Below are 12,261 nucleotides of genomic sequence, written 5' to 3' on the forward strand. Positions count from 1 at the left end.
CTCCAAGTAAAGTGACAAAGTGCCTGAACTATTTCCAGTAAAGAACCAATATCAAATTAATGAAAAAGTGTTAAATTTAATATGGATAGGTGTTTTATATATGTCTCATTTGGCTAGGTCAGTTCACCGATTTACTCCACTTCTTTTTATATTTCATTTGGTTTTCTGCCAGCTCTATCTGTTTATCCATTCCACTTTTATACGTGAGTTTGGGATTCATACTAGCTTCATAATTATAATGTTGCAAAGTTTTATATGAATTCGTCCTCATTATTTGATTTCTCAGAGAATAGATGGAAATCCCTATTTCAATCTTTTGTGAGTTTTGGAAGGTGATTCTTACTTTGGACGCTTCTATTTTTTTAATGTCAAGAATATGATGAAGTGAAATCCATGCACAGTTTTGATTTCTAGGAGAATGAGTAGGAAAAAAATAAACAGAATTATATGGATCAATTACGATTGGAACCTTATGGTAATAGGTCATTAACCGACGAGTTCCCTCTCTCCTTCCTTCATAGGAGCTCCCCAGATAACTACAGGTATTTTTAACAATCATTAGCGGGCTATGTTTGCATAAAAAAACGTTATTTTGTTCGTATATCTTTGAATAGATAACACCATTAGCCAACTTATAAGGGAGCACTGCTCGCGTATGATAATTAATAGCATAATTATCAACTATTACATATTTTTCTTCCATCAATAAATCACTCCTTTTATTTAGTAAACTAACCTAATAATAGCACTTTTTACCTAATTAACCTAAATACTTCCTAAATTTTCAGAACATAGACATACTTTATAATCAAATTTCTAAATTATTAAAAAATAGATTGATAATTATCAAATTTTCCCATATAATATTAAAAAGGCATCAGGAGGGAAAGACAATGAATGATAAGTCCTACACTGAGTTTACAAAGTTAAGTGGCAAGAAAAAGAACACAGAAACTTATGTAAAAGACCTCTACATTGAAATGCTGCTTTCTGAAATTCAATTAAATAATGAAAAAGCAAGTTTGATGTCCTTGATTGATAAAGCCATTGATGAACGAAATAAAGAAAAATTTAACGAACTAAGTATTAAATTCAACTTATTATGTAAGCGCTTCGGTACTTGATAATAAAGAGTTCTAAATAATTTAAGGATGCCCCAAAGAGCTAATCCAGCTAGCTGAATTAAGCCCTTTGAGACATCCTTTATCTTTTGCTCATGATAGTTATCTATGTTTTTAAATTTAGTAAAGTATAAAAACTAAGTCGTTTTTACATCTATGTTTAAAATAATAAACACGAGCATTTATGCAAAATGATTACATAATACTTCGTGTTTATCGTTATTTGAAATAAAGGTAGCTTTATTCAAGAGCTAAATTAGAGATTATCCGTCTTTAAAGATTAGTAGTATCCCACATGGAAACGATCATTCTTGCTGTTGATTTTGCAAACGGATGCTTTCCTCTTCTAGCTTACTGATTCTTTCTAGCATTGTCGGATGACTATAACGGAATATTTTTACTAATAAAGGTGGGTTTACTTCACTCAATCCCGTTTTTGCTAACTTTTGAAAAGTAACAATACCTGCTTCTGGATCTTCTGTTAATTGGACTGCATAGTCATCAGCCCTTTTTTCTTCATATCTTGAAATTAAATTAGTTACTGGATTTACAGCAAACAGCAACATGGAAATTAATAAAAGTACTAGAGGAAAAGAATGGATATCCTCTACTCTCGATATTTTAAGTGCATCTCCCCATCTATTCACAATCCAGTGCATTAATTTATAAACAAAATATAAACCAAACAAGGAAAAGAATAAAGAAATGCCTATCCCAATATAAATATGTTTTTCTACATAATGAGCCATTTCATGTGCCATAACAAATAAAATTTCGTCATTCTCTAATTCCTTTAAACTCGTATCCCATAGGACAATTCTTGCATTGCTTCCTATTCCAGTAACATATGCATTTAATGCACTAGTTTTATCAGACATATTCACTTCGAAAACATGGTTAGCTGGTATATTCGAAGCACTCGCTAACTTCAATATTTCAGCCTCTAATGCCTTATCCTTTAAAGGGGTGAAATCATTATAGAGCGGATCAATAACAACCGGTTGGATAAACGTGAGAAATAATGTAAACGGAATAGATAAAAACCATGCATAAAGCCACCATCTCTTTTGACTTTTTTTCATAAGCCAATATAAAACGATGACAAGGAGATACAAAATAACATAATTCACCCAAAAATCAATCATTTCGTCCTTCATCCAGGATGGAAAGCTTTGTGTAGAGATATGATAAGTCTTTGATAAGGAATAACTGATATACCCAAGAGGAAAGGTCAAAACAAATGCTGTTATATTCAGCCAAAATAAATAAATAGCTGTTTGTAGCGGCTTATATTTAGCAGAAGACTCTCCCCATTTTTTAAATGCTTTCGAAAAACCAAATAATAAAATGAATAAGTATAGAAGCCATTCAAATGGTGTTGATATAAAAAACAAGAAATTTCTTACCCGTGAATATTCCTCACTTAATACTAATTCTCTGCTATTTAGAAAAGTACTTGGATCAGCTCTAGACCCCTGAAATTCAAATGGCAAAGTTGGACTAGTGTATTGAAATAAATACCAATAAAAAAACAAGCCGTATAACACATAGGCAACCACTGCATAAAAACCAATTTTTCTAGTCATAATCTCCCTCCTGCCTAGTACAACCTATTATTAATAAGTAGTCCAAAAAAGAATTTTTAGAACTAAAAGGAGTATTTTTTGCTATTTATTTTGTTTATCTTATTAGTCATTGGAATCGACATCTGTTTAACACTGTTTTATCAGTTAAACATAAAAAATTGTCCGCGCCATTCCACTAAAGAAATATTATTCACTGAAAGAACGTAAAAAAGCATCCTAAACAATAGGATAACCACTATCATTTTAGATGCTAAAATATGCTCTGAAGTTATTAATAAATCAATTGCAGAAAATCTTCTTTTGTTACATTCCCAAAATAATGCTTAATAGAAATGTCTTCTAATGCCTTTTCTAACTCTGCGCGGTCATAGCGGATACCAATAAGGCGTTTCTCGATATCCTCTACATCGCCAACACCAAAGAAGTCACCATAAATTTTACAGTTTTTCACAATTCCTTTAACCACATCGAATCTTACATCAATTTGCCCAACTGGGAAACGATGAGAATGCTGCAGATTGAATTTAGGTGATTTTCCATAATTCCAATCCCAATTTTGGTATCTTTCTTTTGATAATTGATGAATTTTCTCCCAATCTTCTTCTGTTAATACATACTCTTGGATATTCTCTTCCCCGTCAAAAAGATAAACTAATAAAAGACGACGAAACTCTTCCACCGATATTTTTTCTGGTAGAAATTCAGTAATGTTCGCTACTCTACTTCTTACAGATTTAATCCCTTTTGACTCAATTTTGTCTTTTTTCACTTTTAATGCTGACACAACATGATCCATTTCAGAATCAAATAACAAGGTACCATGGGTAAACATTCTTCCTCTTGTAGAGAATTGGGCATTACCAGAAATTTTTCTACCTTCTGCAAGAAGATCATTGCGACCACTTAATTCAGCATTTACTCCCATGCTTTTAAGCGCTTGGACAACAGGCTCTGTGAATTTTCTAAAATTATGAAAGCTATCCCCGTCATCCTTTGTAATAAAGCTATAATTTAAATTGCCTAAATCATGATAAACAGCACCGCCACCAGACAATCTTCTGACAACATGTATGCCTTTTGATTCTACATAATCGGTATTAATTTCTTCTATCGTATTTTGGTTTTTCCCAATAATGATGGAAGGTTCATTTATATAAAATAAAAGAAAAGTTTCATTTATGTCTAGATTTTTCAAAGCATATTCTTCTATTGCAAGATTAATACGCGGATCTGTAATCCCTTTATTATCTATAAATAACATAAAAAGACACCCCTTAAAATTTTGTAGAATTATATCCTATTTTCCCGAATTTAATTACCCTTTTATACTATAACGAAAAAACCTGAAATAATCACTTCATTTGTACTTTTTTCATAGAATTGGCAAAGTTTTTTATAACACAGATTTGGCTGCACAATCAAAAAGCTGCTATTTGGCAGCTTCAAGAATTTCTATCATAAATATCCAATAGAGTTTCTATGAAGATACAAAGCAGCAGCTTTCTTATTATTCCGCAGTAACTTCCATGTCATTGTTTATATAATGACGTCTATATTTAAAGATAAAGTAAATAGCTGTACCTGCAAAGAACAATATTGGATAAATCCCCAAAATCTCTGCATTATGCCACATATACTCAAAATCACCAGTTGAGATTACCGCTTTTAAGCCAGCTACTGAATAAGACATTGGCAATAGATTGTGGATATGTTGTAATACATTTGGTATTAACTCTAACGGAAATGTTCCCGCACTTGTAGTTAATTGGAAAATCATGATTATTACGATAATAAACCGTCCAGGATTTCCAAATAACGTAACAAAAAATTGGATAATCGAGAAAAATACTAAACTAGTTAGAACAGTAAATAGGATAAACAACGGTACGCTTTGAACTTCCATACCCAAAATAACGAGCAATACAAAGGACGCAACTAGTGCCTGCAAGACACCCACTCCAACTAGAATGATCGTTTTGCTTAAAAACCAACGCATACCACTTTTTGGCTGTCTCTCTGGTTCGGCAAAAGAGAAAACGATAGATAACATTAAAGCACCAACAAACAATCCAAGTGAGATAAAATATGGAGCTAAGCCCGTTCCGTAATTCGGAACATCCGATACCTTTTCTTGGTCCACTAAAATCGGTTCTGCAATCATATCATAGGTTTTTTCATCCGAATGTATGGAACTTGCTTCCTCCGCTCCATCGGATAATTTAGAAGATAGCTCTTTACTACCATCCAATAAGGTAGAAGTTCCATTAACCAGTTCCTTTGAACCGTTTTTCAGCAAGTTGGTTCCATCTGATAAAGCAGTGGAACCAGTTGCAAGTGTATTCATTCCTGTTAGCAATGTATTCGCACCTTCAGCTAAATTAAAAGACCCATCGACAGCTTTTGAGAATTCAGAGGCATACTGATTCATTCCAGACACAAATTGTTCTTGACCAGCTACCTGTTGCTTTACCCCACTTTCTAACTTCGAGCTACCATCACTTAACTGATTAACACCTGTTTGAAGCTGTTTTTGACCTTCATTTAATTCAGTTAGACCGCTTGAAAGGCTCACTCCACCTTCTGCCAGCTGGTCTGCTGCTTGGCTCAAAGCCACTGTATTTGTAGCAATAGAAGAGCTTCCGTCCACCAACCCTTGAATGGCTGCCATTAACTGCTGTTGATTTTCTTCTGGTAATCCTTGTAGCATCGGCATAATCGAATTTATTGTTTCCTGTAAGGTTTTAGCACCTTCATTTAATTGATTTGCTCCAGCAGCTAATTGTTCTGATTTATCACTCCATTCTGTTAAACTTTGCGATAAATTATCTGAACCAGTTTGAAGCTGATTTGTCCCTTCGATTAGCGAAGGTATACTCGCTTTAACTGTATTGATTCCATCTTTTGTTTGAGACACGCCATCCAGAATGGATTGATCCCCTGCTTGTAATTGCTCAGCGGCAGTACTTAATTCCCCTTGTGCGGATTGTAACTCCGATAACCCTTTATTCAAATCCCCCGCACCATCTGCTAGCTCTTTCACTCCATCATTCGCACTATTTACACCATCAGAAAATTGAATTGACTTTTCAGCAAGTGTTTTTAAGTTAGAATAAACCTCTTCTGTCCCAGATTTAATTTTATCTGTTCCTTCTTCTAAATCTTTTGCACCAGAGCTTGCTGTTTTTAAGCCATCTGACATTTCTGTAATGTTTTCAAAAATAGATTCCGCATAAGTTTCCGTTACTTCTTTACTTACACCTTGCTTAATTTTTTCAATTGCAGAGTTCCCTATTTGAGAAGAAATAAAGTTATAGCCAGGATTAGAGATATATTTCAAATCTAATTTCTGTGGATTATCTTCAAGTAAGGTCGTCGCATTTTCCGAAAAATCTTTTGGTATCTCTATCAACATATAATACTTTTGCTTTTCTAAATTTTCATATGCTGTTTTTTTATCAACAAAAATAAAGTGGAAATCTTCGCTGTCCTTTAAGTTTTCAACTAAATCGTTACCAATCTCTAATGATTTCCCGTTCATTTCTGTCCCGGTATCTTCATTAACGACTGCAACGGGTAATTTGTCTAAGTTTCCATAAGGATCCCAAAAGGCCCATAAGTAGATGCCTGCATATAATATTGGAATAAATACAATAGCAATAACAGAAATGAGCATCATTTTATTTTTAAAAATAGAGGACAGCTCTGCCTTTAATAAACTTTGTTTCATGTAATTCCCCTCCATTTTTCCATAACTCTATTATTCTTTTCCATTACTTTCAATTATTAATTACAAATCCCCTTTACTTAGAAACTAGAGAATCACCTGATAATCCATAAAATAAATGCATTTCTAAACTAGAAGCTATTTCCTCTGAGCTTAGAGGCGGGTGGTTTTTCTCCCACTCAAATATTAATGCTAAATATACTTTAAAGATAATAAACGAGGTTAATTCTGTATCCTTTATTTGAATTTCCCCTTTATCTACTGCCTCTTGCACACGTATCTTCATATAATTTAATATGGCATTTTCTAAATGACTAATAACTTCCTTTACTTCTAAAGTGCCGATTTCTCGTTGCTCTTGAAAAAGTTTAACCGTCAACTGATGTTCTTTGCGGTACTCAAGCATATTCATCAATGCACGATGGACATTTTCCATAAACGTAGAGGATGGATCAAATGACTCATCTGCTCTTTCCTTCATTTCTGCTATCAAATCATTTATGATTTCGTAAAAAAGCTCTTCCTTATTCTTAAAAAAAGTATAAATGGTTCCTTTTCCTACGTTTGCGATTTTAGCGACATGATCCATAGTTGTTGCTTTATAGCCGAACATGGAAAATGATTTTGCCGCTGCTTCTAAAATAAGATTCCTACGATCAACAGTCATATATCCCACCTCTTTCTTATAGCGCAATTTTCCATATGTAAGCAGAAAACAAAGCACCAGTCTTTTCCTTCCTATTATTAAGCGAGTAAATATTCTCCATTAACTGGTTCACTCAAAAACATGTCTCCAATGTACTCTAATCTTAAAAATATAAAGGAAAAACTCCCTTATGAAAGACCGCTTCTATTACGAGACTGACTAAAATAACGTTTCGGTCAGTTAGTACAAAGAAGAATATATCACAGTGTTAAGCTGCTTGCAACAAAAGAAACCAAGCGATTTTCGTAATAATCACTTGGTTCCGTTTACAATATAATAATGTCAAGAAAAATTATTTTTTAGCTTATCCTTTAGTAGGTACGGCAATTTCTTTTAATACGACTGTTGCTAATACATCAATAAATTCTGGCTGTGCGTTCGGCATTTTTGGTCGATAATAACTTGCACCAACTTCTTTTGTAACTACCAAGCATTCGTAGTCATTGTCATATAAAACCTCTAAATGTTCTGCAACAAATCCTACTGGAACATAAACAAATGCTTTATATCCATATTTATCGTATAGATCTCTTGTTAAATCCTGAACATCTGGTCCTAGCCAAGGATCTGGTGTATTGCCAGCACTTTGCCAACCTAGATAATAAGTAGAAATTCCTGCCCCTTTTGCAATTAAATTTGCTGTTTCCTTTAATTGCTCTGGATAAGGGTCTCCATATTGAAGAATTTTTTCTGGCAAACTATGTGCTGATACGATTAAAGCTGCATTATCTCTTTCTTCTTGAGACATTTTGCTATATGTCTCTTTTAGTTGATTTACCCAATAGTTGATAAACTTAGGCTCTTTATACCAACTTTCAATACTATGAATAGTTAAATCGCCTAGCTTATCCGCTTCTGCTTTTGCACGATTATTATATGATTTAATACTAAATGTAGAATAATGTGGAGCTAATACAATACTTACTGCTTCTTTTATCCCATCATCATGCATCATCTTTACGGCATCTTCTACAAATGGTTCAATATGCTTTAAGCCCAAATACATTTTAAATTCAATATCCTCTTGAATTTCATTAAGACGGGCCTCCAAGCCTTTTGCTTGTTCCATCGTAATTTTTGCTAATGGAGAAATCCCGCCAATTGCTTCATAGCGACTCGTTAAGTCTTGAAGCATTTCATCTGTCGGCTTTCTGCCATGTCTAATATCCGTATAATATCTTTCAATATCCTCTTCTTTATATGGAGTTCCATATGCCATCACTAGAAGACCCATTTTTTTACGACTCATTTCATTACCTCTCTTCTTTCCTATTATTTTGTATCTTATTTCTTTATATATCCTTTTAAATAATTTTTATTTACCTTCACGCTTGCTTAATAAATCACCAGAATAGTCATGAATAAATCCAGTCAATCTTTTCAACACCGCTGGATCTACATCCGGGAATACGCCATGCCCTAAATTAAAGATAAAGCCAGGGGTTTTAATACCTTGCTGAATAATTGCTTTCGTTCTCTCTTCAATGACACTCCATGGTGCAAGCAGAACTGCCGGATCCAAATTCCCTTGAACTGCTTTTTTTATCCCCATTTTTCTTGCCTCAGATATAGGTAATCTCCAATCTAGGCCAACTACATCGAGGGGAAGGTCGTTCCATTCTAAAGCTAAATGGCTTGCACCAACTCCATGCATAATTAGTGGTACATTTTCATCCTTTAACGCTGAAAAAATTCTTTCCATTACAGGCTTAATAAAAATACGATAGTCTACCACGTTCAATGCGCCAACCCATGAATCAAAAATTTGAATAGCACTAGCTCCAGCTTGAATCTGTGCCTTTACATAGGTAATAACCATATCGCCAAGTTTATCCATAAGAGTAGTCCAGGCTTCCGGTTTTGCATACATAAATGCTTTTGTTTTATGATAATTTTTCGATGGACCCCCTTCAATCATATAACTGGCAAGGGTAAATGGTGCACCAGAAAAACCAATTAAAGGAACATCTAATTGCTCGGTTGTAAGGAGCTTAATCGTATCAAGGACATACTTAATATCTTGTTCAGGATGTAACATACCAAGTTTTGCAACATCATCCATTGATTGAATGGGATTCTCTATCACTGGTCCAATTCCTGATTTTATTTCAACATCAACACCGATTGCTGGAAGTGGTGTCATAATATCTTTATAAAGCACGGCTGCATCGACATCATACTGATCGACTGGTAATTTCGTAACATATGCACATAATTCTGGCTGATGTGTTATTTCGAATAAAGAATATTTTTCTTTAATTGCTCGATATTCAGGTTGGGAACGACCAGCCTGTCGCATATACCATACCGGAACATAATCAGTCGGCTGTCCTTTTGCCGCTTTAATAAATGTATCTTTCACTTGTTTGCTCATCCTCTTAATGTCCACCTTTCAAAGGTATGATTTCCATTGTATCTATATTAGTGGTTATACTCAACTTATTTATAATCATTATTAAATTATAATATTTATAAATATTATGCAAGTAAAAAGTTTTGAAAGCGGGAAATTTTTTTGCACTTTCCCAATTACTTTTCTCAAAAACTTATCATCCCCAATAAAAAGGAATGTCCTCACTCACCAGACACTCCACCTTATTTTATGTAAAATTACTCCCACTCAATCATGCATACATTTTAATAATATATCTTTTTCACTACCTTTGCATAGATAACTCATCGGATTGTCACAATTTAGACATTTTTATCCGATTAGCCATGCAGCACCCCAACAATTAAAAGCATCTTAGAAAAACATCTGCTTCTTCCTATTTGCGATTATTTAAAAATCCGTTAAAGGTTTATTCATGTGCCTCCCTTCTCTATTTCCATAGTAACTTTTCCATTTTTATTGTATGCTAATAGTATCTTGTGACATAGGAGGAAGATCAGTGAACATCTATCTTACTAGCGGAACATATGATTATTTATGGAAAAAATACGAGAATGAATTTTCTAAAGAAACTTTATTGTTAATGCAAGATATAAATAGTGACAGGGCAATACTGCTTCATGAAAGTCAGAATCCTTCTTTTTTCAAGGAACCAAGAAGCTATGACATTTTATTTACCTATGGAATATTAGAAAATAACGGATTTATAACAATGAATTATGTACCTGTAAGTGAAGATAATAAACCTGTTTATGAGCATAATATAATGAAATATTTTTCATCTAATCCACATAGAGAAATGAAAGCCATTCGATTCCTCCGTCCTAAAAAAGGAGATACTTTTATTATCCTTTGTCTATGGGAAAATAAAGCAAGCTATATTAAGTGGATGCAGCATCCAGAAAATGCAAATGCGCCAATCGGAAATAATAGTGAAAAAGGCTGGAATAATTCGCAGCATTCTATCTTTAATGGAAAACCATATTTCATGCAATTAACGATTCCAGAGGAAGATTAATCATACATAATCCCTGTAGCCTGCTGAACAACTAACTACCTTGTCTTAATTATGCCATTTCGATTTGCATAAACAGCTGCTTGTGTTCGGTCGGCTACTCCTAGCTTGGATAATATATTGCTAACATGGGTCTTTACCGTTTTTATCCCGATATATAATTCCTCACTAATCGCTTGATTTGTCATGCCTTCTCCAATACACATTAGTACTTCCGATTCTCTTTCTGTTAGATCATCATGGGGTTTTCTTTCTGTTGCTCGTAATTTTTTGACCATAACATTAGCAACTTTAGGCTCAATTATTGCTTCTCCACTATTGGCTTTATTAATAGCCTGAACAATTTCAAAGGCACTCGCTGTTTTTAGTAAATAGCTAAAGGCACCTGCCTCTATCGCTGGAATTACTTGAGCTTCATCATAGAAGCTTGTTATAATAATGATTTTACAGCTAGGATATTCTGTTAGAATGGCTTTAGTTGCTTCGATTCCATTTCCGTTTTCCATCAGTAAATCCATCAGGACAATATCTGGCTTTTCTTTTATAACAAGCTGAACAGCCGTTTGACCACTATTGGCTTCTCCTACAATTTGAATATTCGACTCTGTCATTAAATAAGATATAATCCCTTTCCGGACCATCTCATGATCGTCAACAACTACTACTTTAATCATTTTCCCACCCCTTAGTCGAAACTCTAATATCAATATATGTACCTTCTCCAATTTTCGAGCGAACTTCCATTATGCCACCAATTTCTTCACAACGCTCTCTCATCGTTTTTAATCCATAGGAAGCTATCCTTTCTATAGTTGGATCAAATCCTTTTCCATTATCTCCAATATGTAAATGAGCATAATTTCCGCGCTCTTCCAAAATGATTCTTACTTTATCTGCATGGGAATGACGAAGCACATTGGATAAGGCTTCCTGTACGATTCGAAATAAATGTTCTTGTCCAGCCGTAGTTAAACCTTCTATTTCATCAATGCTCGCAGAAAAATGGAGCGTTGTTTTTCCCTTCAATTCTTGAATTAGCTTAATAATTCCATCACACAATGTATCATTACTTAATTCAACGGGCCTTAAATGTAGCAATAATGCTCGCATTTCTCCTTGTGCTTTTCCTGCAATCGACACAATTTCTTTTAACTGTTCTTTTGCCAAAACTGGATTGCTGTCAAAAACTTTATATGCAGCAGAAGACATCATGTTTAATGCAAATAATTGTTGACTGACAACATCATGCAAATCTCTTGCAAGTCTTTGCCTTTCTTCTATAACTGCAGCATTATGAGCAGTTTGGCCAAGTGTTATTTTTTCATTTGCTAATCTTTGCAATGAATGGACTTGTTCTTGTTGATAGTCTGCAAGTTGATTAAGTTCTTCTTTCACACCGTATACATACTCATTCGTGGATAGCTGCATTTTCCCTGGTATTTTCCCTCTCCGTAAAGACGATGTAAACCAAAATACCTCATCTAATTGCTTCTTAATCGTGCTATTCCATTTAAAGGCGAAGTAAAAACCAATTATAGAAGTTAGGAAAAACCAAATAACTGCTAAAATGAAACTTTCTATAGCTGTCATAACAAAAGCAGAAAACAAATATAAATAAATTTGTATACTTATAAATAACAATAAAGCACTAATCATACTTGTTAAAGCTACATTTCGGTAATATCCATAACGGCTACTTGTCTGCTTCATGTTTCCT

The 12,261-nt window shown here is 34.0% G+C and carries 11 protein-coding genes; 2 read left to right on the forward strand and 9 right to left on the reverse strand.

Going from position 1 to position 12,261, the window contains the following annotated elements; translation table 11 throughout:
• Positions 1–118: 118 nt before the first annotated feature.
• Positions 119–703, reverse strand: a complete 585-nt coding sequence (locus tag QQZ16_RS14545) for a competence protein ComK (protein ID WP_284561460.1) — start codon at positions 701–703, stop codon at positions 119–121.
• A gap of 190 nt (positions 704–893) precedes the next feature.
• On the opposite strand from QQZ16_RS14545, the gene QQZ16_RS14550 reads away from it, so the two are divergent.
• Positions 894–1,124: an IDEAL domain-containing protein gene (locus QQZ16_RS14550; RefSeq protein ID WP_031536646.1), complete on the forward strand. Its 231-nt coding sequence runs from the start codon at positions 894–896 to the stop codon at positions 1,122–1,124.
• A 302-nt stretch (positions 1,125–1,426) separates the two neighbouring features.
• On the opposite strand, the gene QQZ16_RS14555 is transcribed toward QQZ16_RS14550, so the two are convergent.
• The 6 genes from QQZ16_RS14555 to hemE all read right to left on the reverse strand — a co-directional run bounded on the left by QQZ16_RS14555 (position 1,427) and on the right by hemE (position 9,511).
• Positions 1,427–2,707 carry a M48 family metallopeptidase gene (locus QQZ16_RS14555; protein WP_235251555.1) on the reverse strand — a complete coding sequence of 427 codons (1,281 nt, stop codon included), beginning with the start codon at positions 2,705–2,707 and terminating at the stop codon, positions 1,427–1,429.
• 271 nt (positions 2,708–2,978) lie between these two features.
• Positions 2,979–3,968 (reverse strand): lipoate--protein ligase, encoded by a 990-nt coding sequence (locus tag QQZ16_RS14560; RefSeq protein ID WP_031536648.1) that lies wholly within the window; start codon positions 3,966–3,968, stop codon positions 2,979–2,981.
• Between the two features lie 246 nt (positions 3,969–4,214).
• Positions 4,215–6,434 carry a YhgE/Pip domain-containing protein gene (locus tag QQZ16_RS14565; RefSeq protein ID WP_031536649.1) on the reverse strand — a complete coding sequence of 740 codons (2,220 nt, stop codon included), beginning with the start codon at positions 6,432–6,434 and terminating at the stop codon, positions 4,215–4,217.
• A gap of 73 nt (positions 6,435–6,507) precedes the next feature.
• Positions 6,508–7,098: a TetR/AcrR family transcriptional regulator gene (locus QQZ16_RS14570; protein ID WP_031536650.1), complete on the reverse strand. Its 591-nt coding sequence runs from the start codon at positions 7,096–7,098 to the stop codon at positions 6,508–6,510.
• A gap of 343 nt (positions 7,099–7,441) precedes the next feature.
• Positions 7,442–8,386, reverse strand: a complete 945-nt coding sequence (hemH, locus tag QQZ16_RS14575; RefSeq protein WP_031536651.1) for a ferrochelatase — start codon at positions 8,384–8,386, stop codon at positions 7,442–7,444.
• A 66-nt stretch (positions 8,387–8,452) separates the two neighbouring features.
• Complete coding sequence (gene hemE / locus QQZ16_RS14580) at positions 8,453–9,511, reverse strand: uroporphyrinogen decarboxylase (protein ID WP_031536652.1); 1,059 nt, start codon at positions 9,509–9,511, stop codon at positions 8,453–8,455.
• A 517-nt stretch (positions 9,512–10,028) separates the two neighbouring features.
• Here hemE and QQZ16_RS14585 point away from each other — a divergent pair.
• On the forward strand, positions 10,029–10,547 hold the full coding sequence (locus QQZ16_RS14585; protein WP_048717151.1) for an antibiotic biosynthesis monooxygenase family protein: 519 nt from the start codon (positions 10,029–10,031) through the stop codon (positions 10,545–10,547).
• Positions 10,548–10,582: 35 nt separating this feature from the next.
• Here the strand turns inward: QQZ16_RS14585 and QQZ16_RS14590 are convergent, their stop codons facing one another.
• The gene (locus tag QQZ16_RS14590) at positions 10,583–11,218 is read right to left on the reverse strand and encodes a response regulator (RefSeq protein WP_031536654.1); all 636 of its coding nucleotides are present in this window, start codon (positions 11,216–11,218) and stop codon (positions 10,583–10,585) included.
• Complete coding sequence (locus tag QQZ16_RS14595) at positions 11,211–12,254, reverse strand: sensor histidine kinase (RefSeq protein ID WP_031536655.1); 1,044 nt, start codon at positions 12,252–12,254, stop codon at positions 11,211–11,213. The genes QQZ16_RS14590 and QQZ16_RS14595 overlap by 8 nt, the downstream gene beginning before the upstream one ends.
• Positions 12,255–12,261: the final 7 nt, after the last annotated feature.

This window comes from Bacillus sp. T2.9-1, assembly GCF_950097965.1.
GTDB lineage: Bacteria > Bacillota > Bacilli > Bacillales > Cytobacillaceae > Niallia > Niallia hominis.